This window comes from uncultured Xylophilus sp., assembly GCA_913776965.1.
Lineage (GTDB): Bacteria > Pseudomonadota > Gammaproteobacteria > Burkholderiales > Burkholderiaceae_C > Xylophilus.
Map to the genome: position 1 here is coordinate 36,983 of CAJYQL010000117.1, position 25,268 is coordinate 62,250.

The window sequence follows — 25,268 nt, forward strand, 5'->3', positions numbered from 1 at the left end:
GTTTAAATGTACAGCCCCGATAAAAGCACTGCAAATACATACAGTCTTTAAGGTCTCTGGCCCGAGGAATCGAAACAGATGACCTTTGTTGCAGGCGTGTCAGTTTCTCGGGTGAGAAACTGACAATGGTGTCGAGGGGAACCGGACTCAGGCGTCGACGACCATCGCGAAGTGCTGCTGGCGATTCCGCTTTGCCCGGTACATCGCAGCATCGGCCGATTGCATCAGCTGCGTGGCAGTCGTCTGGAACCGCGTGCAGGTTGCGAAGCCGATGCTGCATGCGGGCGTGATGGTCGTCTGGCCTACTTCGAGCGGCATGTTGACCTTCGCACTGATGTTGATGGCGATCTTCTCCAACCAGCCGGTGTTCTCTCCTGCGTCTTCCAGGCACATGACGAACTCATCGCCGGCTAGGCGCGCCACGTAGTCGTTCGCTCGCAGTGCCTGTCGCAGCCGCTGACTGACTTGCCGCAGCACCTCGTCTCCCGCGGCATGGCCATAGTTATCGTTGATGGCCTTGAATCCATCCAGATCGAGAAATCCGACCGTCAGTGGCTTGTGGTGCCGCCGAGCTCTTGCCAGTGCACGGTCCAGTTCTGACATCCAGGCTGCCCGGTTCGGTAGACCTGTCAATTCGTCGGTGAGGGCCATCTTCTCCAGAATCCGGTTCAAGCGGATCTGTTCGGTGACGTCGTGCATGGTGCAGGCGGCGCCGAGGATGGCCTGGCCGATTCCACGCAGAGGTATCGCGTTGCAGCTGACGGTCCTGGGTTCCATGTTGGGTGTGCGAATCACGATCACCTGACCGAGGACGCGCTCGCCCGACCAGGCACGTGCCAGCGGCACTTCGTGGGACTGCAGCAGTTGCTCTCCGGACGCCTCGTAGAGCCCGAAGTGCTTCGGCCAGTCATCGGAAGATAGTGCACGTGGATCGACGCCGTGCCATTCGCGGGCTTTCGCATTGAACTCGCCCAGCCTTCCGTCCGCGTCGCAGGTCACGATTCCGTCGGGCAAAAGCTCCAGCAGTTCTTTGAGAGCGTTCGCACGGCCTCGCGCCACGGTGCTTTGCCGGCGGGCTTCGAGGTAGCTGCTGGTACGCCTTGACAGGCGCGTGAGCGCCTCTCGCTGTCTGGCGTCCAGCGCACGTACTTTCGTGTCGAGCACGCACAGCGTTCCTATCGGATATCCGTCGGCGTCGTGAATCGGAGCGCCGGCGTAGAACCGAATATGCGGCTCACCTGATACCGTCGAGAAATTCTGGAACCGCGGATCGACAGTGGCATCAGGCACTTCAAGGATTTCGGTCTGCTGGACCGTGTAATGGCAGAACGCTTCACTCCGAGCCGTACTGCCTTGGTCAACGCCTATCTGCGCAACGAAGTATTGAAGGTCTGTATCGAGCAGAGTTACGAGCGAAATCGGGGTTTCGCATATCTGGCAGGCCAGCCACACCATGTCATCCAGGATCTCATCCGATGCGAGGATCTGCGTGTTCAGTGCATCGAGCGCTGCGGGACGGTCTTGTTCGGAGTCCACACGTAGGTCTTTCAAAAAAGATGATGAAGGTGGGACGAGTCGACATTCGATACCTGTAGTCAGTCGACTGCAATGGCGGCTATACGCAAGATCTGCGGTCGTAGATGCCATCTCCCGGTCTATGAATACAGCAACGCAGTGCTGCCATAGGGACAAGGATGGTGATGAGCAACGTTGGCACGCTTTTTCACCTTGAAGACGCATTCCTGATCGCACTGCCGCTTAGATTAACCCGGCAAAACATCACGCATGCCGAGCACCGCTGCGATGGGCGTTGCAAACGCCACGCCATCCTGTGCTCTTGAATAGGGCCACTCATCACGCCAACTTGAACAACGTGTTCAACAACGGCGTCGCACACGATCCCTCGTGTTTGCGGCAGGAGTGTCCGACGCGCGGGTATTACCCTGGCTGCAGGTTCGACCCCGTCGCTCCGTCGATCACCATGCGCACTTTGCGCGCAAGATCCTCCTGGCGATACGGCTTGAAGATCACGTCAAACTCCGAACCCATGTCAGCATTCCGTGCGGACACGTCGCCTGCATAGCCGGTGGTCAGCAGCACGTGAATTCCCGGTACCTTCTCCCGCATCGCCCGCGCCAGCACGATGCCGTTGATGCTGCCAGGCATGATGATGTCGGTGAAGAGCAGCTGAGGTTTCTGGTCCGCGGGCAGCGCATCCACCGTGGCCAGTGCTTCATGTGCGCTCAGGACCGTCTGTACCTGATAACCCAGGCTTTCCAACAGATCCTGCGCGACCTGTGCCACTTCGGGACGATCATCGACTACCAAGACCCGTTCGTGCCCGCCGCGTACACCCATGCGCGGCAAGTTTTCGTGTGCCTCGCGCACTTCCGACGCGGTGGCCGGGAAGAACAGTCTGACCGTCGTGCCAAGACCCACTTCGGAATAAATTTGGGTGGTGCCGCCGGATTGCTTGGTGAAGCCGTAGACCATGGACAGGCCAAGCCCCGTGCCCTTGCCTTCTTCCTTGGTCGTGAAGAACGGCTCCATCACCCGCTGAACAATTTCCTTTGGAATGCCGCCGCCGGTATCCGTCATGGAGATCGAAACGTAATCGCCTTCGGGCAACCCGCCGAACGACACGCTGTCGCTGCGCTCGACCGAGACGTTCGCTGTCTTGATCGTGATGCTGCCGCCTGCGGGCATCGCATCACGTGCGTTGAGCAGTACGTTAAGCATCGCCACTTCCAGCTGGCTCGGATCAATCTGGCAGTTGCGCAGCGTCGGATCGAGGCGAAGGTCTACCGTGATCTGCGCGTCAGGCGCACGATTGGTGAAGGACTGCTCGATCATCTCCACGATGCCCGAGGCAGACGTGTTGAGGTTGATCGGTCGCCCTTCAAGCCGCTGCTTGCGCGAGAAAGCGAGCAACTGCTGCGTAAGGGTGGCAGCGCGGCTGACGGACTGGCGTGCGCCTTCGACATTGCGAAGAGCCTTTTCCCGGTCGATCTCAGGCGCCCGCAGCTTGAAGTTGAGCAGGTCGAGTTGGCCGGCGATCACCTGCAGCAAATTGTTGAAGTCGTGCGAGATACCGCCCGTCAGCTGCCCGAGTGCCTCCATCTTCTGCGACTGCGCAAGTGCTTCTTCGGCGTCCCGTCGGCGGCTCACGTCGAGCTGCGATGCGAAGTAGTAGACCAGTTCCTTCCGCTCATTGAAGACCGGCGACAGGAAGAGCGCATTCCAAAAGGTCGAGCCATCCTTGCGGTAGTTCAGGATCTCCGTGGAGTGTTCCCGGCGCTGCTCAATCGCTTCACGAATGCCGGCAACGGTCAGACGATCAGTGTTCGGGCCTTGAAGAAATCGGCAGTTCAGCCCGACGATCTCGTCGGCCGCGTAGCCTGTCATCGACAGGAAGGCGCGATTGGCAAAGATGATCGGGTTATCGAGCTTATGCGGGTCCGTGACGATCATCGGCATACGCGTCGTCTCAATTGCCGCGAAGAAGATGTCGTTGCGGTGGTCCCGTATCGCTGTCGGGCTCGAGTCCTGGGAACTGACGTGGGGCTTCGGAGAGCCGGTGATGGGAGGCTTTTCGCTGGAAGTTGCCATTTTTTATTGATGCAATCCGCTCACGCCCGCCGTGCCGGAGGTGATTGGAGGTATGCCTGCTGTCGGCACGGCAGAACACAAAGACTGTACATGTTTACAGTCCACTATGCTGGTCAGTGAGTGCCATGCCCCCGACGAAGTTCGCGCAGCATCATGCTGCTGATGATCTTTGCTCGCTCTTCATCCGTGAATTTCAGCAACGGCATCAACAACTGGCCTGCCTGAGGAAGTGCGACGTAACCCATGGTCCACAGCGCATAGTGGCGGACGCCCGTCTGTTCCTTCAGAACACGCTTCATCTGCTTGTGCCGGCTGCTTGTCTCGATGCGGTCCATCAACGCGTCTACCTGCGATTCGGGACCTTCCAGCACCTGGAAACGGTACTCGCCGCAAGACATCAGGGCACTGGTAATTCCGTGCTGCGCATTGCGCTGCCGTGAGTCTTCGAGGATCCCCAACATTTCGCCGTCTTCCAATTGCGAAAAGCTGACGTACATCTGGCGCGAGAGGACGGGAAGATTTACGTGGGCTTGGCAGGCATCTTAGATAGATGCAGTGCGTTAAATGACATTACCGGTTCTGTAGAACTTCAGGACCAAACCTAGCCGGCCTCGCTTGGCGCACACATCAGAGGGCGCTGCGCCGTGCGGCAGGCGTCATGGCTTCATAGAACGGGCCGGTCAGCCGCTCTGGTCCGCGTCGTCGGGCGGCATTAAACGCTGGCAAGTTTTTGCCGGTACTGCACTGCATCTCGAGTGCGGCCGGCATAACGTGCAGTTGGTTGCTTTCGACTTTGCCAAATGATCCCATCATCAGCACTAGTCACCACGAATTCGTGACTTGGTGGACTCTCACGATTTTCCGATAAAGCATTACAACAGCTATGAATCACAAACCCACTTTGTTCCTGCTTCATGCACTCGGCAGCAGCCGAAAGGCATGGGGCGAACTGGTTCGACACTTTGAGGACGACTTCCACGTCGTTGCCCTGGATCTGCCCGGCTTCGGAGATGCACGCGAATCACCAGACCTGACCGTCGACGGGATGGTCGAAGTCGTAGTGCAAGCCATCCGGACGAGCGGCGCCACTCGTTGGCTCCTGGTGGGTCACAGCATGGGAGGCAAGGTTGCAACGCTGGTGGCCTCCCGTGCGCTTGCCGGCGAAAGCGGCTTGTTCGGGCTGAACGGCGTCGTACTGCTGGCGGGTTCGCCTGTTTCGCCAGAACCCATGGATGAAGACCGACGCCGAAAAATGATTGGCTGGGCCAAACAGGCAACGATCACATCTGTAGCTGCACGCGAGTTCATCGACGAAAACGTTGGCGCGCCGTTGCCTTTTTATCGCGATCAGTTAGCTCTCAGCGACATTGTTCGCAGTGCGCCGCAAGCCTGGCTTGCATGGCTGGAGCGTGGGAGTCTGGAAGATTGGTCACGGGAAGTAGGTTGCCTGGATGTGCCTGCGCTCATCATGGTGGGCGATCAGGATGGCGATCTGGGAGAGCAAGGGCAGTTGCGCACAAATGCCAAGACCTACCCGCGTGCTGAAGTGCGAGTGCTCGAAGGCGCTGGACATATGTTGCCGCTCGAACGACCCGAGACGATCGCAGCCGGCATTCGAGATGTGTGGAATGCCGTCGCCACTGCGGCTCCGCAAATTCCCGCAGCTTTCGCCCGCACGGTCGCCTCCGCGCGCGTGAGTCGCAGAATGCGCGCCATTCTCGCCAAACGTGCCATTGCAGACCCGGAAACCTACGTGGCCAAGGCTCTGAACTCCAGTCAGCTACAAACCTTGCGCGCCATCGCAAAGTGTGTCGTCCCGCAGTGCGGACCGGAAGTCGATCTGGCCATCAGGCTCGATGCACAACTAGGTGCAGGCAAGGGCGACGGCTGGCGGCATGCAGAGATGCCCAGCGACCTTGACGCATACAGGCGCGCATTGGATGGGCTCGCAGGCTTCGAAAATCTCCCGGGACCAGCACAGATAGCACGCCTGCATCGCATAGCGCAGGGCGATGACCATGATCCAGCCTGGTCCGCCGACAAGATGAAGCTCTGGTTCCAGGACGCATGCGCAGACCTGGTACGACTCTGGATCGCGCATCCCGCGACCATGGCGCGGATTGGGTTCGATGGCTTCGCCAACGGCGGAGACGGTGTACGCAAGCAAGGTTTCGAACGCCTGGCAGCGGGAGAACGCGAACCCTGGGAACCGTCGATCGAGGTGCAGTCATGAACTTCGACGCAATGCAGCGTTTCGAGGATGGCGAGTGCGTCGATGCTGTCGTCGTCGGCACCGGAGCAGGTGGCGCGCCCCTGCTGGCAAGCCTGGCAGCGCGCGGTCTGCGTGTACTGGCCTTTGAGGCGGGTCGCAATTGGGAGCCCGGCGACCATGTGGCCGACGAAGCCGAAGGTTGCGACATCAACTGGATGGAAGAACGCCTGAGCGGAGGCGCCACGCCAACCGCATTCGGGCCGAACAACAGCGGTATCGGTGTGGGAGGCTCCACCCTGCACTGGGGCGCCTTCACGCCCCGTCCGGATCCACGCGACCTGCAGCTCCGAACATTGCAAGGTGTTGGTGAGGACTGGCCCCTGGAACATGCAGAACTGCTGCCCTACATTGAGCGGGTCGAGCGATTCATCGGCGTTTCTGGCCCCGCCGCTTATCCCTGGGATCCGGAGCGGCGGTATCCCTTGCCGCCTGCCAAGCGAAATGCCTCGGCCGATGCCATGGCACGGGGTTGTGCATCGCTGGGCATCCGCACCGCGGACGCCCCGGCCGCGCTGGTCTCGCGCGACTGGCACCAGGAAGGCGGTGGCCTTCGTCAGGCCTGCGTGAACTGCGGGTCATGCCATCAGGGTTGCCGCAATGCATCCAAGGCGAGCATGGACACAACCTACCTTCCGCTGGCGGTCGCAAAAGGCGCCGAAATACGAACGGAGTGTCGTGTCACTGGTTTCGAGCGCAATGGCGACGGAAGAATTACTGCTGTCATCTATCGCGGTCAGGGTCGGGAACGGCGGCAGCGCTGCAGCGCGGTCTTTTTGTGTGGTGGCGGTGTGGAGACACCGCGCCTGCTGCTGCATACCGGACTCGCCAACAGCAGTGGCCAGGTCGGCAAAAACTTCATGGCCCATGGCGCCGCACAAGTGTGGGGCAGGTTTGACGACGAAGTCCGCTCTTACCGTGGCTACCCGTCCTCCCTGCTCACAGAAGATACGGTGCGTCTGCCCGGTGTCGACTTTGCGGGCGGCTATCTCATCCAGAGCCTGGGCGCCATGCCCGCCACGCTGGCCACTTCGCTGGTGCGCGGCGCGGGGCTATGGGGGCAGCCGTTGGTTGATGCGATGGACGACTACCGCTTCATGGCCGGTGTCGGCATCAATGCCGAATGCCTGCCCGCGGAGCGCAACCGGCTGACGCTGTCGGCAGAAGTAGACGATTACGGCGTACCGAAGGCCGTGGTGCATTTCACCGCAGGCGAGAACGAAAAAGCCATCGACCGGCACGCCATCGGGCTCATGCACCACATCCTGCAAGCCGCCGGCGCGAAAAGGACCATCGCGGTCTCCCGCACGGCGCACACCATTGGTACCTGTCGTATGGGAGCCGACCGCGACACGGCTGTGGTCGACGCCGGCGGCCGAAGTTTCGATATCGACAACCTCTGGATCTGCGACAACTCTGTTTTTCCCAGCGCGTTGATCGCCAACCCAGCCCTGACCATCATGGCGCTCTCGTTGAGAACCGCAGACCGGTTCCTGAAAGCCTGATCGACGTGGGGCCGCGCAACATGATGTGCTCGCGCAGTCGCTGTATGCCTACGCTACACCGTCGCATTTTCTGCCGCGATGGCAGCAAATGAAGATCAAGAATCAGTCACGAACCAACCATTGGAGTGACAACTTGGCCGACCGACTCGTCATGCAGGACCCACGGACGCAGTACCCCCAGCCGCCTTTCCCCCGGCAACCCCAGGCAGCCCCCGGCTGTGCTTCAGCGATGGATCCGCTCCCTGACCACGGGGAGACCAGCTATCAGGGCACCGGTCGTCTCAAGGGCAGAAAGGCCCTCATCACCGGAGGAGACAGCGGTATCGGCCGCGCTACTGCGATCGCCTATGCCCGCGAGGGCGCGGACGTCGCTATCTCCTACCTTCCCACCGAACAAGCGGACGCCGACGAGGTGATCGAACTCATCAAGGCCGAAGGTGTAAAGGCGGTGGCGCTACCGGGCGATGTGACCGACGAGCAATGGTGCCAGGAACTGGTTGCCCAGACGGTGAAGTCGTTGGGCGGGCTGGACATCCTGGTGATCAATGCCGGCCGGCAGCAAAACCGGCCGGACATTTCGAAGGTCACGTCGGAAGATTTCGACAAGACCTTGAAGACCAACCTTTATGCGATGCACTGGATTGCACAGGCGGCGGTGCCGCATTTGCCTGCCGGTGCCTCGGTGATCACTACCGCGTCGATTCAGGCATACGACCCGTCGGCCATCCTTCTGGATTACGCCACGACCAAGGCCGGCATCGTGGCGTACACGAAAGCGCTGTCGAAACAGCTCATCGAGAAAGGCATCCGGGCGAACGTCGTGGCACCGGGCCCGTTCTGGACCCCTCTTCAATCCTCCGGCGGCCAACCGCCGGAAAAAGTCATGAAATTCGGCGAGGAAAGCGTCTACGGACGTCCCGGCCAACCGGTGGAGGTTGCGCCGGTCTATGTGCTGCTCGCAAGCCAGGAGGCCAGCTACATCACGGGCGAGGTGCTTGGTGTGACTGGCGGGGCGGGCGTCGCTTGACTGCCGCGGTCATGCAAGGGCCTGCGGCAGACACCGAATGGTGCGCGGCTGTTTCTGCCTCAACCTCCGAACGATCCGAGGGAGAACTTCCGCTGGAAAGCTACGCCGCGCTGGGCGACGGCCGCGCCGTGGCCTTGTCCGGCGCCGATGGGTCGATCGACTGGTGGTGCGTGCCTAACCTGGACTCGCCCCCGCTTTTCAACCGTTTACTGGACCCGCCCGAGGGCGGACGCTTCGCGCTCACGCCCCAAGGCCCATATCAGTCTTACCAACGCTACTTGCCCGACAGCAATGTGTGCGAGACAGTGTTCGTCACACCCCAGGGTTCTGCACGGGTGGTGGAGTCGCTCAACAGCGGCACCGCTGGCCGCCTGCCCTGGGCCGAGTTGGCACGCCGCATCGAGGGGTTGACTGGCGAGGTCACCTTTTCGCTGGAACTGTTGTTCAGCCGCCGCGCAAATGCGGTGAGCCCCTACCAGTCGACCATCGGCAAGCATGCGGTGTTTCATGTCGAGCGGGTGCTCGGGCTGTTTTTGCACTCCGCCGGCTTCGAGGTCGAGCGCAGCGACGAAGGCGTGCGTGGCATGGTCCAGATCCGTGCCGGTTGCCGGGAGTTGGCGGCCGTCGTAGCGGGGCAGGACGAACCGCTGGTGGTGCCCAGCATTGCGGAAATCGATGCGCGTATCGACACTTCCCACGACGAATGGCAGCGCTGGGCCGAAGGTGTGCAATACGACGGCGCTCATCGCGAGCAGTTCGTACGTAGTGCCTTGGCCTTGAAGCTGTTGCTGTACTCGCCGACCGGTGCGATTGCGGCGGCCGCCACTGCAGGGCTCCCCGAGCGCATAGGCGGCGACAAGAATTACGACTACCGCTATGCATGGGTGCGCGACGCCGGATACACGGTCAAGGCCTTCCTGGCGGCAGGGGCTCATGCAGAGGCGAAAGCGGCGTTCAGTTGGCTGCTCAAACGCCTGTACGAATACGGCCCGCGGGTATGTTTCACCCTTCAGGGTGCACCCGTCCCCGACGCTACGTCTGTCGATATTCCGGGTTATCGGCACAGCCAGCCAGTCTTGGCAGGGAACGCGGCAACCCTGCAGCGGCAGCAAGGCGTGTACGGCGACATTTTCGAGACCGCCCACCGTTTTGTGGAATGCGGCAACATCCTCGATTCATCCAGCGCCCTGGTCTTGGCGCAACTGGCCGACCAATGTGCAGACGGCTGGCGACAAAAGGACTCCGGCATTTGGGAACTGCCTGTTCCGCAGCATTACACCAACTCCAAGATCAGTTGCTGGCAAGCGCTGGCCCGTGCGGTCGAACTGGCTGACGGCGGCCAGTTGCCCACCACTTGTCGGGATCGGTGGCAACGCGAAAGCGACCGAATAGCCGAGTGGATCGACGCGAATTGCTGGTCTGAGAACCTACAGGCGTACGAGTTTTATCCGGGTTCCGGAAAGCTCGACGCATCCTTGGCGCTCGCGGTGCGCTTCCGCTTCGACGGACGAGACCGCCTGGCGGCTACCCTGGATGCGATCGACCGCGCGCTCGGCTGTGGCGATTTTCATTATCGGTACAGCGGCGCCGACCAGGAAGAAGGATGTTTCGTGGCCTGTACGTTCTGGATGGCCGAAGCCCGCATGCTGCTAGGCCAGCACGCTCAGGGCACTTCGACCTTGTTGCGCGCGCAGGAAGCGCTCGCGCGGCGCGGCGTGGGTGTCTTCTCCGAAATGGTCGATGCGAAGTCAGGCGCGTTTCTCGGCAACCTGCCGCAAGGTCTTTCGCATCTGGCACATGTGATGGCTCTCGATGTCATGACGTCGCAGAAGCCCTGTTGAGATGGTCATGTCTCGTGGACCCGGCTCAACGCGCCGGGCTCTTTTCCCACTTAGGAGCAAATAGCATGTCGCGCGACCAATACAGCTTCACGAATCCGGTCGAGCAGTACGACCGTGTCGAGCCACCCGTGCAACACCAGCCGGTACCTGGCGTACAGGCGCGGATGACGCCGGTGCCCGATCTGGGCGAGACCACATACCGTGGCAGCGGACGCCTCGCGGGGCGCAAGGCTTTGATCACCGGCGGCGATTCCGGCATCGGCGGTGCGGTCGCCATCGCGTTCGCGCGCGAGGGCGCCGACGTCGTGATCGTGCACCTGCCTGCCGAACAGGAGGATGCCGCTCACGTCCTCGACCAGATCGAGAAAGCCGGCAGAAAGGGCCACGCCATTGCCGCCGACATCACGGACCCCACTAGATGCCGCGCGCTCGTGTCGGAAGCCGTAAGTGTCCTTGGAGGACTCGACATTCTTGTGAACAACGCTGGCAAGCAGGTCGCAGTCGCGCAGATCGCCGATCTGTCCGACGAGCAGTTCGAGCTGACCTTCCGCACCAACGTTTTCGCGAATTTCTGGATCACCAAGTCGGCTTTGGATCATATGTCGGCAGGTGCCAGCATCATCAACACTGCATCGCTGGAGGCCTACAAGCCCTCGCCGGAACGCATCGACTATGCGGCCACCAAAGCAGCGATCAACAATTTTTCGAAGGGTCTCGCGCTGCAATTAGCCTCGCGCGGCATTCGGGTCAACGTAGTCGCACCGGGACCGGTGTGGACTGCGCTACAGATCTCCGGCGGTGTGTCCGATGAGCAGATGAAGGCTTTCGATGACGAGAGTACTTACAAGCGTTCCGGTCAGCCTGCAGAACTGGCGCCTGCCTATGTATTTCTGGCTTCCGCAGAATCGAGTTACGTTTCGGGGGCAACACTGAACGTCAACGGCGGCATGGTCACGCCATAGATTTACAGACACCAAGTGGTCGTATGTTTTTCTAGACTGCAGCGTGCGCCAAAACGTCGCTAGTTGATCAGGCGGCCACAAGGGTCGCTGCCAGCAACCGCATCGCGAGCAACACCGATCCTCGGTTAGCAATGAGCACTGATCAGGGAGTCATCAACTAACCGCAAGGCCTTTGAAAAGCCCGCCATGTTCTGCATGGCGGGCTTTTTGTTTGTGCGTGCGAAGGCGGAACGGTATGCGGCGGCCGCCGTTCCCGACGACACTGGCGCGCATGCACGACGCGTCCACCATCGAAGCGACGATCCACCGCCTGCTCGCCGAACGCCGGCCGGGCGCGACCGTCTGTCCATCCGAGGTGGCGCGGGCGCTCCTGCCCGACGCGCAGGACTGGCGGTCGGCGATGGAACCGGTGCGGCAGGTGGCAGGCCGCATGGCCGACGCGGGCCGGCTGGTCGTCACCCGCGGCGGCCTCCCGGTCGAGGCGACTGCACCGGGCGGCCCGATCCGGCTGGGCCTTCCGCGCCGCCACGGGCGTTAGCCGGGCAGATCGCCTTCCGATACGGTTCCCGACACGCCTTCCAGCACGCTTTCCAGAAACCGCTGGGCGGCCGAGGTCTGGCCCTGCGGCGGCAGCGCGATCGCGATGCCGATCGCGGTCTGCGCACCGGGGCCCGACAGCGGCCGGAATGCCACCGCCCGCGTCGTATGGCGCGCCGCCACCGACGGCACCAGCGCCACGCCCATGCCGCTCTCGACCAGGCTGATCAGCGTCTGGACCTGCACCGCCTCCTGGTGCACGTCCGGCACGAAGCCCGCCTGCTGGCAGGCCAGCAACGCCGCAGCATGCAAACCGGGGACGGCATCGGCCCCGTACATCACGAACGGCTCCTGCGCCAGATCGGCCAGCGCGACCCGACGTCTTCGCGCCAGCGGATGGTCCACCGAAAGCGCAGCCATGAACACGTCGCGCTCGGCCGGGAACACCCGGACCCGCCCGGCGCGGCCGAGCGGGAAGCGTACCAGTCCGACGTCCACATCGCCGGACTCGACCATCGCCACGATCCGCGCGGTGGTCGACTCGCCGAGCTGCAGCTGTACGCCCGGATAGCGCGCCCGGAAACGCGGCAGCACCCGCGGCATCAGCGCGTAGGTGGCCGAGCCGACGAAGCCGACGCGCAGCACCCCCGATTCGCCGCGGGCCGCGGCCTGGGCCGTGCGCGCGAACTGCTCGGCATGGAACACCGCGCGGCGGGCGTCATCCACCGCCGCCACGCCGGCGGCGGTCAGTTCGGTGCCGCGCCGGTTGCGGCTGAACAGTTCGACCCCGAGCTGCGCCTCCAGCCGCCGGATCGAGGCCGACAGCGGCGGCTGCGCCATGTGCAGCCGCTCGGCCGCGCGATGGAAGTTGAGCGTGTCGGCCAACGCGAGAAAGTGCCGAAGCTGGCGGATGTCCATGGTGCCGAAAAGTATCACAGAGCGCATATTTGATATTGGACGGCGCTAGGCACCCTCCGCAGAATCGGCGCAGGAGACCCCATGACAATGCTTCCCCTGCAGGGTGTGAAGGTGCTCGACCTGTCGAGCGTGGTGTTCGGACCGCTGGCCAGCCAGTCGCTGGCCGACTACGGCGCCGAGGTGACGAAGATCGAGCCGCCGGAGGGCGATTCCACCCGCCACACCGGCCCGGCGACCGAGCCCGGTATGTCTGCCGTCTTTCTCGGCAGCAACCACAGCAAGCGCAGCGTGGCGCTCGACCTGAAGCGCCCCGCCGCCCGCGAAGCCCTGCTGGCCCTGCTGGCGGATGCCGACGTGTTCATGCACAGCATGCGGCCGCAAAAACTCGCGCCCCTGGGCCTAGACGCCGACACGATCACCGCGCGTTTTCCGCGGCTGGTCTATGCCGGGCTGCACGGCTTCGCACAGGGCGGGCCCTACGCCGGCCGGCCCGCCTACGACGATGTGATCCAGGGCATGTCGGGGCTGGCCTCCCTGATGGAGCTGCAGGGCGGCGACGCGCTCTATTTGCCGACCATCGCGGCCGACAAGACCTGCGCTCTGGTGGCGGCGCAGGCGATTCTTGCCGCGCTGTTCCGGCGCGAACGCACCGGCCGCGGCGGCTTCGTCGAGATCCCGATGTTCGAGACGATGGTGTCGTTCAACCTGGTCGAGCATCTCTACGGCCGGCATTTCGAGCCGGCCCTCGCGCCGACCGGGTATCCGCGGCTGCTGACGCCGTGGCGGCGGCCCTGGCGGACTGCCGACGGGCACGTCTGCATGATGCCGTACACCACCCAGCACTGGCAGCGCTTCTTCGCCGAAGTCGGCGCGCCGCAGTTGGCGGACGACCCGCGCTTCGCCGACATGGCCGCCCGCACCCGCCACATCGGCGAGCTGCTGGCGCTGGCCGGCGGCTTCGTCGAGCGCGGCACGACCGCCCACTGGCTGTCGACCTGCGAACGGCTGGAAATTCCGGCCGCCCCGGTTACCCGCCTGGCAGATCTGCCGGAAGACCCGCACCTCGCCGCCACCGGCTTCTTCCAGGAACTGGACGACCCGCACATGGGCCGCCTGCGCTTTCCCGGCGTGCCGGTGAAGTTCGACGGCCAGCGTCCGCCGGTCGGCATGCCGCCGCGGCTCGGCGAACACACCCGCGCCAGCCTCGCGGCCGCCGGCCTGCCCGCCGAGGCGGTCGAGCGCCTGATCGCCGACGGCGCGGCCCGCACCTCCGACCCCCGACCTGCCCCTGTTGCCGCCACCCACCCATGACCACACCCGCCCCCTTCGACCCCCGCGATACCGCCCTGCCTCGCCTGGGCCAGGGCTTCGTCTGGCAGGACCTGTCGGTCGGCCAGCGGCTGCGCACCTACCGCCGTACCGTGACGGAGACCGATCTGGTGAACTTCATCGGCGTCACCGGCATGCTGGAGGCGATCTTCATCGACGCCAGCCACGACGGCGGCGCAATCGCCGGCCGCCCGGTACCGGCCGCGTTGACCTACACGCTGATCGAGGGCTTCATCCTCCAGACCATGATCCAGGGCACCGGCCTCGCCATGCTGGAGCTGGTGCAGAAGATCCATGCGCCGGTGCTGGTCGGCGACAGCATCGAAGCGGTGGTCGAGGTCACCGGCATCCGCCCGACCTCGAAACACGGCCGGGCCGTGGTCGATTCGCGGATCACGGTCTTCAACCAGCACGGGCGCTGCGTCATGCACTACGACGCACGCCGGCTGCTCGCCGGGCGCCCGGACACCGGCGCCTGACGACATCCCCCCACCGATAAAAAACGACAGGAGACAAACCACCATGCCACCTACCACCTTCGCTTCCCTCCGTTCCGCACTATCCACGCGGCGGCGCGCCTGCGCGATCGCTGCTGCTCTGGCCGTCGCCGCCGGCGGCCTGGCCGCCCCGGCGGCGGCCGTCGCGCAGGGCGCGTATCCGTCGAAGCCGATCACGCTCGTCGTCCCCTTTCCGCCCGGCGGCCCGACCGACCTGGTGGCCCGGGTGCTGGCACAGAAGCTCGGCGAACAGCTCGGCCAGAACGTGCTGGTGGACAACCGCGGCGGCGCCAACGGCAACATCGGTGCGCAGCTGGTCGCCAAGGCGCCGGCCGACGGCTACACGCTGCTCTACAACACCTCGTCGATCACGCTCAGCCCGGCGCTCTACAAGAGCGTGCCCTACGACCTGCAGCGCGACTTCGCGCCGGTGGCGCTCACCGCCGTGGTGCCGCTCGCCCTGGTGACGCATCCGTCGGTCCCGGCGAACAATGTGAAGGAATTCGTGGCCTATGCGCGCGCCCACCCGCAGAAGCTGTCGTACGGCTCGGCGGGCAACGGCAACGTCACCCACTTGGGTGCCTTCCAGTTCGTGCAGGCCAACGGCATCGAAGCGACGCACATTCCGTACAAGGGCAGTGCCCCGGCCGACGTGGACCTGGCCGGCGGGCAGATCCAGTTCATGACCGATACGGTGAACTCGGTGATGAGCTTCGTGCGCGACAAGCGCATGAAGATGCTGGCCGTGACATCGGCCAAACGCATGTCGCTGTTCCCCGATGTGCCGACCCTCGCCGAATCCGGCATGCCGGGCTTCGAGGTCGGGGCGTGGCAGGGCGTGATGGTGCCGGCCGGCACGCCGGCGGCGGTGGTGGACCGCCTGAACGCCGAGATCGTCAAGGCGCTGAAGTCGCCCGACGTCCGCGACCGGCTGGCGCTGCAGGGTGCCGAGCCGCTGGGCTCGACGCCGCAGGAATACGCGGCCTACGTGAAGAAGGAATCGGCCCGCTGGGCCACCGTGGTCAAGGCCACCGGCATCACGCTGGACTGAGGCCCGCCCCATGCGCCGCCGCCCCTTCCTCGTCTCCGCCCTGCGCGCCGCCGCCGGCACGGGCGCCCTGCTGGCCGCCGCCTGGCCGGCGGCCGCCCAGGACGCCACCGCCCGGACCCTGCGCTTCGTCGTCCCGTTTCCCCCAGGCAGCGGGACCGATACCTCGGCCCGCTATTTCGCGCGCAAGGTCACCGAGCTGACCGGCCAGACGGTCGTCGTCGACAACCGGCCGGGTGCCAACGGCTTCATCGCGGTCAAGGCGGTGCTGTCGGCCCCGGCGGACGGCAGCACCGTCTTCGTCGGCAGCAATTCGACGCTGGCGGTCAACGCGGCGCTGTTCAAGTCGCTGCCCTACGACCCGATGGCCGACTTCGCGCCGCTCACGATGATGATGCGCTCGCCCGCCCTGATCGTCGTGCCGGCGGCATCGGCCGCGCGGACGCTGCCCGAACTGATTGCCACCGCCCGCGCACGGCCGGGGGCCCTGAACTACGGTGCGGGTTCGGCCGGCTACCAGCTGATGGCGGAGCTGTTCAACGAATCGGCGCGGCTGCAGACGGCCCACGTGCCGTTCAAGGGTGCGGGCGAGGCGGTCGTCGCGGTCGTGGCCGGCACGGTCGACTACGCTTTCGCCGAAGTCACCAGCGTGCAGGAACTGGCCCGCGGGGGCAAGCTGCGGGCGCTGGCCGTCGCGGCCGACCGCCGCATGCCCGTGCTGCCGGACGTGCCCACCGCCGCCGAGGCAGGCCTGCCCGGCTTCACCGCCTACACCTGGGTCGGCGCGATGGTGGCCGCAAAGACGCCCAAGGCCGAGACCGACCGGCTCGCCGCCCTGCTCACCCGGATCGAGACTCTGCCCGAGACCCGCGAGTTCTACGAACGGATCGGCGCGGAGACGATGCAGGGCGGCCCCGAGGAGATGCGGGCCTTCCAGGCCGCCGAGATCCGGCGCTGGAAACGCATCGCCACGCAGGCGAATGTGGAGCAACAGTGAACGACGGAACCACACGATGAGCGAGCTGAGTGCATTGCCGATGACGGCCATCCCGCCGGAGGACGAGGCCCTGCGCGGCCCGGTCCGGGCCTTCCTGCGCGAGGCGCTGGCCGGTGTACCGGCGCAGGTGCGCGCCAAGTCCTGGTCGGGCTACGACAGCGCCTTCAGCCGAGAGCTGGGCCGCCGGGGCTGGCTGGGCATCACGCTGCCGCCGGAATACGGTGGCGGTGGCCGCAGCGCTTTCGCCCGCTACGTGCTGGTGGAGGAATTCCTGAACGCCGGCGCGCCGGTCGGCTCCCACTGGATCGCCGACCGCCAGAGCGGCCCGCTGATCCTGAAGTACGGCACCGAGGCCCAGAAGCGCCGCTACCTGCCGCCGATCTGCCGCGGCGAATCGTTCTTCTGTATCGGGATGAGCGAGCCCGGCGCCGGCTCCGACCTGGCGAGCGTGCGGACCCGCGCGGTACGTACTGCCGCCGGCTGGACGCTCAACGGCCAGAAGATCTGGACCACCAACGCCCACCACTGCCAGTACATGATCGCGCTGGTCCGCACCTCGGGCGAGCCGCAGGACCGGCACCGGGGGCTGTCGCAGCTCATCGTCGACCTGAGCCTGCCCGGCGTGACGGTGCGGCCGATCACCGATCTGTCGGGCGACGCGCATTTCTGCGAGGTGTTCTTCGAGGACGTGCAGCTCGGCGCCGACGCGCTGATCGGCGCGGAAGGCCACGGCTGGGAACAGGTGACCGCCGAGCTCGCCTTCGAGCGCAGCGGCCCGGAACGGCTGTATTCCAGCATCGTGCTGTTCGACGAATGGCTCGCCTTCGTGCGCACCCCGGCCGGCCGCACGCCGGCGTCGGCCAAGCTCGCAGGGCGCATCCTGGCGCAGCTCGCGCCGTTGCGGGCGATGTCGCTGGCGGTGACCGACAAGGTCGCGCAGGGCGGCAGCCCGGTGGTCGATGCCGCACTGGTCAAGGACCTCGGCACCGGCGTCGAGCAGCTGATCCCCGCGGCGATCGCCGACGACCTGTTCTCCCGCGACGGGCAGGACATTCCGCTGGAACTGCTGCACACCCTGGACTACGTGACGCAGGTCGCGCCGTCCTTCTCGCTGCGCGGCGGCACCCGCGACATCCTGCGCGGCATGATCGCCCGCGGCCTCGGCCTGCGCTGACCGGAGACGACGACATGCATGACGATCTCTACGCCGACGCCCTGCGCGCCCTGCTCGCCGACCACTGCACGCCGCAGACGGTGCGGGCGATCGAGCACGGCGGCTCGCCGACGGCACTGTGGACCGCCATCGAGGCTTCGGGTTTCGCCGACGCGCTGGTGCCCGACGACCAGGGCGGTGCCGGCCTGACGTGGCCCGAGGCCTTCCCGCTGTTCGAACTCTGCGGCAGCGTGGTGCTGCCGGTGCCGCTGGCCGAGACGATGGCCGCACGGGCGCTGCTGGCGCAGGCCGGCGTGGCGCCGCCGGCCGGCAGCATTGCGCTGGCACAGGGCGTGCGGACCGACGACGGCGGCGTGACTTGCTGCCGCGTGAGCGCCGGCGGCGTCGCCGACTGGGTGCTGGCCGGCGTCGGCGACACCGGCCAGCTGCTGCCGACCGCTGCGGCGACATCGGCGCCCGCCGTCGCGCCGCTCGACGCCACGCTTGCCTGGGCACCCGCCGCGGTGGCCGCGGCGCACACGCTGGCCTGCGGCGCCGACGCGCTGCGCACCGTGCAGGCCGGCGTCGTCGCCGCGCAGCTGGCCGGCGCGCTCGGCGCGGTGTTCACCCGCACCCTGCAGTTCGCCAACGAGCGGCAGCAGTTCGGCCGGGCCATCGGCAAGTTCCAGGCGATCCAGCACCAGCTGGCGGTGATCGCCGAGCACGTCTTCGCCGCCCGCATGGCCGCCCAGCTCGGCTGCGGCGGCGACCGGCTGCGGGTCGCGGTCGCCAAGGCCCGCACCGCCGAAGCCGCGCTGGAAGTCGCGTCGCTCAGCCACGCGATCCACGGCGCCATCGGCTTCACCGAGGAATTCGACCTGCAGCTCTACACCCGCCGGCTGCACGCCTGGCGACAGGCGGCCGGCGCCGAGTCGTACTGGCAGGAGGTGCTGGGCACCGCGCTGCTGGACGGCACCGACGGCCCGGCGCTCGACCTGCTGCGCACCCTGACCGATCCGGCCTGACGTTCACGACCACGACTGCCATTGCCATGACGAACCCTTCCTTCCTCCACACCGACCGCCAGGGCGCGGTCGTCACGCTCACGATGCGCCAGCCGGAGACGCGCAACGCGCTGACCGGCAACAGCGCGGTCGACGAGATCGTCGCGGCCTGCGCCGCCATCGCCCGGGACCCGGGCGTGCGGGCGGTCGTGCTGACCGGCAACGATCCGGCCTTCAGCTCGGGCGGCAACGTCAAGGACATGCGCCGCTACGAGACCGAGGACACCGACCCCGAGAAGATCCGCGAGGAGTACCGCCACGGCATCCAGCGGATACCGAAAGCGCTCTACCACCTCGACGTGCCGGTGATCGCCGCCGTCAACGGACCGGCGATCGGGGCCGGCCTGGACCTCAGCTGCATGTGCGACATCCGCATCGCCTCCGAGCGGGCGACATTCGCCGAGAGCTTCGTCAAGGTCGGCATCGTGCCGGGCGACGGCGGCGCCTGGCTGCTGCCGCGGGTGGTCGGCATGTCGAAGGCGTCGGAGATGGCCTTCACCGGCGACACGCTCGATGCGGCGCAGGCGCTCGCCTGCGGGCTGGTGTCGCGCGTCGTGCCGCACGACGATCTGCTGCCGGAAGCGCTGCGGCTGGCGGAGCGGATCGCCGCCAATCCGGGCGGCGTGCTGCGCATGACCAAGCGCCTGCTGCGCGAGGGCGAACGCAGTTCGCTCGAGACCCTGCTGGAAATGTCGGCCGCCTACCAGGCGATCGCGCACCGCAGCCCCGACCACCACGAAGCGGTGCGCGCCTTCATCGAGAAGCGGCGGCCGGTGTTTCGCGTCAGCTGAACGGCTGTCGGCGGGCGCCCGCTGCGGGGCGACGGATCGGACCGTCGGTGTGCTACAACGCGCGTTGCGCTGTCCCGCCGCCCGGACCCCACGGCGACCGCCGCCACGCCTTCGCCGCATGTCTTTTTCCATCACGCTGCACGATTTTCCCGATGCGGACCCCCAGCATCGTCGGGCGGCGGAAACACGCTACCGCAGCGTGCTGGAGGAAGCCTTCGGCTCGACCGCGGCCATCGTCACCGCGGTGAAGGCCTGGCAGGCGGTGACCACGGCCTCCGACGACGCCCAGGTCACGTCCGACGAGCGGGCCCTGGCGCTGCGATTTTTCCAGGTGTCGGTGCAGGCGCGCAAGGCGGTGCTGCGGCGTGCGAGCGATCCCTCCCACGCCTATTTCGAAGTCACACTGCACTGACTGAACGCGGACACGCTGCGCATGGCGTGTGCGCCGACAGGCAGGCGCGCCCATCGATGGCGCCCGCGCCGTTCCGCGCTCCTAGGCTGTGGGCTTTTGCCAGGGAGATGCCCGCCATGACCGTCCGCTACGTGGTGTCGATCGCCGACACGCTGCTGTATTTCGATGCCGACCGCCAGCCCTCCGCGCCGTTGCCCGATGGGCAGGGCGGGGTCGCCGCCAAACCCGCACTGCGGTTGATCCCGCCGTCGGAGCATCCCGCGGCCGACCCGGCCTGGGATGCCGTCCTCGCCGACTACACCGACGACCAGCGCCGGTCGGCCGAGGTCAGCGAAGTGCTCTGACCGCCCGCCCCGGCCAGCGCCGCCGGGGCGACCGCTTGTCCCCGCTTTCCGTGGGCAAGCCTGTGGACAACCGCCTGCACAACCCGCCGGAGCCTTGTCCGGCGCGGCCTGCAGCGCGGTGCCCGTCCGGCAGGCACCGGGCAGCGGTGCCCGGTCGGGCGATCACCAGCCCGGCAGCACCTCGCCCTTAAAGGTGGTCTGGATGAACTGCTTGACCGGTTCCGAGTGGTAGGCCTTCACCAGCTTGGCGACCCACGGCTTGTCCTTGTCGGCGGTACGCACCACGATCACGTTGACGTACGGGCTCTTGGCGCTCTCGCGGGCGATCGCGTCGCGGGTCGGCGACAGGCCGGCCGACACCGCGTAGTTGGTGTTGATGCCGGCGGCGTCCACGTCGTCCAGCGTGCGCGGCAGTTGCGCCGCGTCGACCTCGACGAAACGCAGCTTCTTCGGGTTCTCCGTCACGTCCAGCGGCGTGGCCTTCAGGCCGGCACCCGGCTTGAGCTTGATCAGGCCCTGGTCCTGCAGCACCAGCAGCACCCGGCCGCCGTTGGTCGGGTCGTTCGGCAGCGCGACGCGGGCGCCGTCCTTCAGGTCGGCCAGCTTCTTGACCTTCTTGGAATAAATGCCGATCGGGAAGTTGACGGTGTAGCCCACGTCGGTGAAGGCATAGCCGCGGTCCTTGACCTGCTGGTCCAGGTAGGGCTTGTGCTGGTAGCTGTTGGCGTCCAGGTCGCCAGCGGCCAGCGCGGCGTTGGGTTGCACGTAGTCGCTGAACTCGACGATCTGCAGCTGCAGGCCGTCCTGGGCAGCAATCTTCTTGACCTGCTCCAGGATCTGGGCGTGCGGGCCGCCGGTGGCGCCGATGCGGATCGGCTTGTCCTGCGCGGACGCGGGCAGGTGCAGCAGGGCCGCCGTGGCGGCCAGGGCCAGGCCGGTGCGAAGGAAGGTACGGGTACGCATGAGGATGCCTTTCGGAGGAAGAGTTGAGAAGGAAATCGGGCTCCTGCGCAGGTGTTACCTGCGCAAGCAGCTATGTTTTCGATAGCAAACGGATCACCGGTGCCGCAGCCGCCGCACCACCCAGTCGCCCGCGGCCTGCAGCGCCTGCACGAAGACGACCAGCACCACCACCACCGCCAGCATCACTTCAGGCAGGAAGCGCTGGTAGCCGTAGCGGATGCCCAGGTCGCCCAGACCGCCGCCGCCGATGGCGCCGGCCATCGCCGAATAGCCGGTCAGGCTGACCAGGGTGATCGTCACGCCGGCGACGATGCCGAGCAGTGCTTCGGGCAGCAGCACCTTGCGTACGATCTGCGCGGTGCTGGCGCCCATCGCCTGCGCCGCCTCGACCAGGCCGGTATCGACCTCGCGCAGCGCCGTCTCGACCAGCCGCGCGACGAAGGGCGCCGCCGCGATGGTCAGCGGCACGATCGCCGCTGCGGTGCCGATCGACGATCCCGCCAGCAGCCGGGTGAACGGGATGATCGCCACCAGCAGGATGATGAACGGCGTGGACCGCACCGCGTTGACGACGAAGCCGAGCACGCCGTTGACCGGCCGGTTCTGCAGCACGCCGCCCGGTGCGGTCAGGTGCAGGTACACGCCCAGCGGAATGCCGATCAGCGACGAAATCAGACCCGAGACGCCGACCATCAGCAGCGTCTCGCCGAAGGCGGTGGCGAAGAGTTCGAGCATCGGCCCGGTGAAGGTCTCAAGCATGGTCCTGCTCCCCGACAGTGGCGGCCTGCGGATCGACCGGTTCGACCGCGACCCCGACGGCCTGCAGCGCGGCGGCCGCGTCGGCGAGCGCTGCGGGCGCGCCGCGCAACAGCAGCGTCAGCGCGCCGTAGGGCGTGCCCTGGATCTCGTCGATCTGGCCGTGGACGATGGCGACGCCCACCGCATGGCGGCGCGCCAGGTCCGCTAGCAGCGGCCCGTCGGCCAGACCCGCGCCGGAAAACGCCACGCGCAGCGCCTGCGCATGGCCGGCGGGCGCGGCGGCGATCTGCTGGCGCAGCCGTTCCAGCACGCTCGGCGGCAGGGCCTGCGGCACGATCTCGTCGAGCAGGCTGCGGGTCGTCGCATGCTGCGGCCGGGTGAAGACCTCGGTCACCGCGCCCTGCTCCACGATGCGGCCGGCATCGATCACCGCGACGCGCTGCGCCACCTGGCGGATCACCTGCATCTGGTGGGTGATCAGCACGATGGTCAGGCCGAGCTCGCGGTTGATCCGCTGCAGCAGCGCCAGGATCGAGCGGGTGGTCTCGGGGTCGAGCGCGGACGTCGCCTCGTCCGACAGCAGCACGCCGGGCCGGCTGGCCAGGGCGCGCGCGATGCCCACCCGCTGCTTCTGCCCGCCGCTGATCTGCGCCGGATAGCGGTCGCGCAGCCCGGACAAGCCGACCAGGTCGAGCAGCGGCAGCACCCGCGTGCGGATCGCGGCGCGGTCCATGCCGGCGATCTCCAGCGGCAGGGCCACGTTGTCGTAGACGGTGCGCGAGGCCAGCAGGTTGAAGTGCTGAAATACCATGCCGATGCTCCGGCGGGCGGCACGCAGGGCCGCATCGGGCAGCGCGGTCAGTTCCTGCCCGCCGACCCACACCCTGCCGGCCGACGGCCGGTTCAGCAGGTTGATCGTGCGGACCAGCGAACTCTTGCCGGCACCGCTGCGGCCGATGATGCCGAACACCTCGCCGGCCGCGACCTCCAGGTCGATGCCGCGCAGCGCCTCGACCGGGCCGTGGGCACTCTGGTAAGTCTGGTGGATGCCTTCGAGCTGGATCACGGTGCGGGGCGGCCGGGGCCGAATACAGCGATGGAGGGGAACAGCGAACCGCGGCGGCGCTGCAGGCGCCCGGCGGAAGCGAGAGAGAAAAGGGACACGGCGATTGGAACGGCCCGGAAGGACCGCCCCCACAAAAAAGAACGCCCATGCTAAACCGATGGAGCAGCGATCTTGCCGCTTCCAAAAACGAATTTCGCATAAGCATCTGCCTGCCTTCAGTCCTGCCGGCCGCAGAACAGCCTCTGGATGGTCAGCTTGGCTATCGCGGCCGGTCAAGCGTCGAGGCGATCAGTCCTGGGACCGCGGGCACGCCCCGGTCCTCGGCATTCAGTGGTCGAACCGGTAGTCCTGCGCCGCATGCAGCGTCCAGCGGCCGCCGCCATGCAGTTCCAGCACATGGGTGTGGTACTGCAGCACCGCGGCCCGGTGCGCGATGCTGACCAGCGTCACGCCGTTGGCGCACAGCCCGCGGTAGAGCGACGCCTCGTTGCTGCTGTCGAGCGCGCTGGTCGCCTCGTCCAGGATCACCACCTGCGGCCGGCGCACCAGCACCCGGCCGAAGGCGAGCCGCTGCTGCTCGCCCATTGACAGCTGCTTTTCCCAGTCGTGCTCGGCATCGAGCCCGCCGACACGCGCGGCCAGGTCGCCGAGGTGCACCTCGTCCAGGATCGCGAGCAGCCGCTCGTCGCTCAGCTCGCACTGCAGGCTCGGATAGACCAGCTGGCTGCGCAGCGACCCGAACTGCATGTACGGCCGCTGCGGCAGGAAGAACACGTCCTGCGGCGGCAGCCGCTCCACCGTGCCGGTGCCGTTGCGCCAGAGGCCCGCGATCACCCGCAGCAGCGAACTCTTGCCGCAGCCGCTGGGGCCGGTGATCAGCAGCCCGTCGCCAGGCTTGATCGCGAGGTTCAGCCGTTCGACCAGCAGGCGGTCGAACTGCGGGGTGTAGATGGTCAGGTCTTCCAGCGCCAGCCGGGTGCCGACGCGGCTCTGAATGATGCGTGGTTCCGGCACGGCCGCAGGGGTGTTGTCGTCGTTCTTCAGCACCACCTGCGCCAGGGTGTGCAGCCGGTCGATGCCGGCGACGAAGCGGCTCAGGCTCTCGAAGTTGTCGACGATCAGCGATACGGCAGCGAGCACCGCGGTGAAGGCGCCGGCCGCCTGCACGGCCCGCCCCACTTCCAACTCACCGGACAGCACGCTATCGGCCAAGATGATGCTGGGCACCACCAGCGTCAGCTGGCTGAACGCCCGCTGGAACATGTTGAGCGAGCGCTGCTTCTTGATCAGCCGGGCGTAGTTGCTGAAGATCGCGCCGAACTGGCCGTCGACCTGCTGGCGCTCCTGCGATTCGCCCCGGTAGAAGGCGATCGATTCGGCGTTCTCGCGCAGCCGCATCAGGCCGAAGCGGAAATCGGCTTCCCGCCGCAGTTGCCAGAAGTTCAGCCGTATCAGGGGCGCGCCGAACAGCCAGAGCGCGAGGAACGTCCCGGTAAAGGCGTAGAGCGCCAGGAAGCCCACTAGCACTTTTGAGATCGACCAGAGCACCGCGCTGAAGGCGACCAGCTGCATGATCGACCCAAGGAAGATCAGCAGGAAGTGGATCGACCGGCCGGTGAAGGTGTTGATGTCCTCGCTGATCCGCTGGTCGGGGTTGTCGATCTCGCCGCCGGCGCCGAGCTCGTAGTACTTGCGGCCGTCGAGGTACCCGTCCAGGAACCGCCCGGTGAGCCAGCGCCGCCAATGGTTGGCGAACGTGTCCCGCATGTAGTAATAGAACGCGTAGGTCGGTGCAGCGAAGGCCAGGATGAGCAGCGTGCTGCGCACGGCGTCCCAGAACCGTTCGCGCTCGCGTCCGGCCAGTGCGCTGGTCATCTCGCCGGCGCGGTCGACCAGCATGACCGCCAGCTGGGTTTCCAGCAGCATCAGCGCGATCAGCAGCGCCAGCAGGGACCAGGCGATGCGCTTGCGGTCGCCCTTCCAGTAAGGCAATGCGATCTGCATGAACTGCCGCCAGGCAGCCAGCGAGAGGGTCGGCGGGCGCCGGACGAATTTCCTGCGGCGGGTTTCGGGGGCGGCGGCCACGGAGGCGGGACTCGGCATCGAGTGGGACAAGGACACTGCAGGATCGCACCTCCACGATAGGCATTCCGGCGGCCCCGCCGTGTCGGACGGCG

General features: G+C 66.2%; 23 protein-coding genes. 15 read left to right on the forward strand and 8 right to left on the reverse strand.

The window, feature by feature from the left end; genetic code table 11:
* Window positions 1-147: 147 nt before the first annotated feature.
* The 3 genes from QZ500_RS16425 to QZ500_RS16435 form a co-directional block, all read right to left on the reverse strand.
* Entirely contained in the window at window positions 148-1,536 is a 1,389-nt protein-coding gene (locus QZ500_RS16425; protein ID WP_295856634.1) for a diguanylate cyclase, read from the reverse strand.
* A 402-nt stretch (window positions 1,537-1,938) separates the two neighbouring features.
* Entirely contained in the window at window positions 1,939-3,609 is a 1,671-nt protein-coding gene (locus QZ500_RS16430; RefSeq protein ID WP_295856636.1) for a histidine kinase famiy protein, read from the reverse strand.
* A 113-nt stretch (window positions 3,610-3,722) separates the two neighbouring features.
* Window positions 3,723-4,106, reverse strand: a complete 384-nt coding sequence (locus tag QZ500_RS16435; protein WP_295856638.1) for a BLUF domain-containing protein — start codon at window positions 4,104-4,106, stop codon at window positions 3,723-3,725.
* Window positions 4,107-4,492: 386 nt separating this feature from the next.
* Between QZ500_RS16435 and QZ500_RS16440 the strand changes: the two genes are divergently transcribed.
* The 6 genes from QZ500_RS16440 (at window position 4,493) to QZ500_RS16465 (ending at window position 11,751) form a co-directional block, all read left to right on the forward strand.
* Window positions 4,493-5,842: an alpha/beta fold hydrolase gene (locus QZ500_RS16440; protein ID WP_295856640.1), complete on the forward strand. Its 1,350-nt coding sequence runs from the start codon at window positions 4,493-4,495 to the stop codon at window positions 5,840-5,842.
* Window positions 5,839-7,383 (forward strand): GMC family oxidoreductase, encoded by a 1,545-nt coding sequence (locus tag QZ500_RS16445; protein ID WP_295856642.1) that lies wholly within the window; start codon window positions 5,839-5,841, stop codon window positions 7,381-7,383. The genes QZ500_RS16440 and QZ500_RS16445 overlap by 4 nt, the downstream gene beginning before the upstream one ends.
* Before the next feature lie 88 nt (window positions 7,384-7,471).
* Complete coding sequence (locus tag QZ500_RS16450; protein ID WP_295856643.1) at window positions 7,472-8,410, forward strand: SDR family oxidoreductase; 939 nt, start codon at window positions 7,472-7,474, stop codon at window positions 8,408-8,410.
* Complete coding sequence (locus QZ500_RS16455; protein WP_295856645.1) at window positions 8,407-10,251, forward strand: glycoside hydrolase family 15 protein; 1,845 nt, start codon at window positions 8,407-8,409, stop codon at window positions 10,249-10,251. The genes QZ500_RS16450 and QZ500_RS16455 overlap by 4 nt, the downstream gene beginning before the upstream one ends.
* Window positions 10,252-10,316: 65 nt before the next feature.
* Entirely contained in the window at window positions 10,317-11,213 is an 897-nt protein-coding gene (locus QZ500_RS16460; protein WP_295856647.1) for an SDR family oxidoreductase, read from the forward strand.
* 271 nt (window positions 11,214-11,484) lie between these two features.
* Complete coding sequence (locus QZ500_RS16465; protein ID WP_295856649.1) at window positions 11,485-11,751, forward strand: DUF3253 domain-containing protein; 267 nt, start codon at window positions 11,485-11,487, stop codon at window positions 11,749-11,751.
* Here QZ500_RS16465 and QZ500_RS16470 read toward each other — a convergent pair.
* A complete protein-coding gene (locus QZ500_RS16470) occupies window positions 11,748-12,668 on the reverse strand; it encodes a LysR family transcriptional regulator (protein WP_295856650.1) in 921 nt (306 codons plus the stop codon). The genes QZ500_RS16465 and QZ500_RS16470 overlap by 4 nt on opposite strands.
* Before the next feature lie 87 nt (window positions 12,669-12,755).
* Here QZ500_RS16470 and QZ500_RS16475 point away from each other — a divergent pair, with 87 nt between their 5' ends.
* From QZ500_RS16475 to QZ500_RS16515, 9 genes are all read left to right on the forward strand, one after another.
* Window positions 12,756-13,979 carry a CoA transferase gene (locus QZ500_RS16475; protein WP_295856678.1) on the forward strand — a complete coding sequence of 408 codons (1,224 nt, stop codon included), beginning with the start codon at window positions 12,756-12,758 and terminating at the stop codon, window positions 13,977-13,979.
* Window positions 13,976-14,476 (forward strand): MaoC family dehydratase N-terminal domain-containing protein, encoded by a 501-nt coding sequence (locus QZ500_RS16480; protein ID WP_295856652.1) that lies wholly within the window; start codon window positions 13,976-13,978, stop codon window positions 14,474-14,476. Before QZ500_RS16475 ends, QZ500_RS16480 begins: the two co-directional genes overlap by 4 nt.
* A 43-nt stretch (window positions 14,477-14,519) precedes the next feature.
* Window positions 14,520-15,545, forward strand: coding sequence for a tripartite tricarboxylate transporter substrate binding protein (locus QZ500_RS16485; protein WP_295856654.1), 1,026 nt, complete (start codon window positions 14,520-14,522; stop codon window positions 15,543-15,545).
* Between the two features lie 10 nt (window positions 15,546-15,555).
* On the forward strand, window positions 15,556-16,539 hold the full coding sequence (locus QZ500_RS16490; protein WP_295856656.1) for a tripartite tricarboxylate transporter substrate binding protein: 984 nt from the start codon (window positions 15,556-15,558) through the stop codon (window positions 16,537-16,539).
* Between the two features lie 16 nt (window positions 16,540-16,555).
* Window positions 16,556-17,713, forward strand: a complete 1,158-nt coding sequence (locus tag QZ500_RS16495; protein WP_295856657.1) for an acyl-CoA dehydrogenase family protein — start codon at window positions 16,556-16,558, stop codon at window positions 17,711-17,713.
* A 14-nt stretch (window positions 17,714-17,727) separates the two neighbouring features.
* Window positions 17,728-18,717: an acyl-CoA dehydrogenase gene (locus QZ500_RS16500; RefSeq protein WP_295856659.1), complete on the forward strand. Its 990-nt coding sequence runs from the start codon at window positions 17,728-17,730 to the stop codon at window positions 18,715-18,717.
* 26 nt (window positions 18,718-18,743) lie between these two features.
* Window positions 18,744-19,547, forward strand: coding sequence for a crotonase/enoyl-CoA hydratase family protein (locus tag QZ500_RS16505; protein ID WP_295856660.1), 804 nt, complete (start codon window positions 18,744-18,746; stop codon window positions 19,545-19,547).
* A 118-nt stretch (window positions 19,548-19,665) separates the two neighbouring features.
* Complete coding sequence (locus tag QZ500_RS16510; protein ID WP_295856662.1) at window positions 19,666-19,959, forward strand: hypothetical protein; 294 nt, start codon at window positions 19,666-19,668, stop codon at window positions 19,957-19,959.
* A gap of 116 nt (window positions 19,960-20,075) precedes the next feature.
* A complete protein-coding gene (locus tag QZ500_RS16515; RefSeq protein ID WP_295856664.1) occupies window positions 20,076-20,303 on the forward strand; it encodes a hypothetical protein in 228 nt (75 codons plus the stop codon).
* A 162-nt stretch (window positions 20,304-20,465) separates the two neighbouring features.
* Here QZ500_RS16515 and QZ500_RS16520 read toward each other — a convergent pair whose 3' ends face one another.
* From QZ500_RS16520 to QZ500_RS16535, 4 genes are all read right to left on the reverse strand, one after another.
* The gene (locus QZ500_RS16520; protein ID WP_295856666.1) at window positions 20,466-21,266 is read right to left on the reverse strand and encodes a MetQ/NlpA family ABC transporter substrate-binding protein; all 801 of its coding nucleotides are present in this window, start codon (window positions 21,264-21,266) and stop codon (window positions 20,466-20,468) included.
* 93 nt (window positions 21,267-21,359) lie between these two features.
* Window positions 21,360-22,025 (reverse strand): methionine ABC transporter permease, encoded by a 666-nt coding sequence (locus QZ500_RS16525; protein ID WP_295856669.1) that lies wholly within the window; start codon window positions 22,023-22,025, stop codon window positions 21,360-21,362.
* Entirely contained in the window at window positions 22,018-23,091 is a 1,074-nt protein-coding gene (locus tag QZ500_RS16530) for a methionine ABC transporter ATP-binding protein (protein ID WP_295856672.1), read from the reverse strand. Before QZ500_RS16530 ends, QZ500_RS16525 begins: the two co-directional genes overlap by 8 nt.
* Before the next feature lie 327 nt (window positions 23,092-23,418).
* Window positions 23,419-25,095 carry an ABC transporter ATP-binding protein/permease gene (locus QZ500_RS16535; RefSeq protein ID WP_295856674.1) on the reverse strand — a complete coding sequence of 559 codons (1,677 nt, stop codon included), beginning with the start codon at window positions 25,093-25,095 and terminating at the stop codon, window positions 23,419-23,421.
* Window positions 25,096-25,268: the final 173 nt, after the last annotated feature.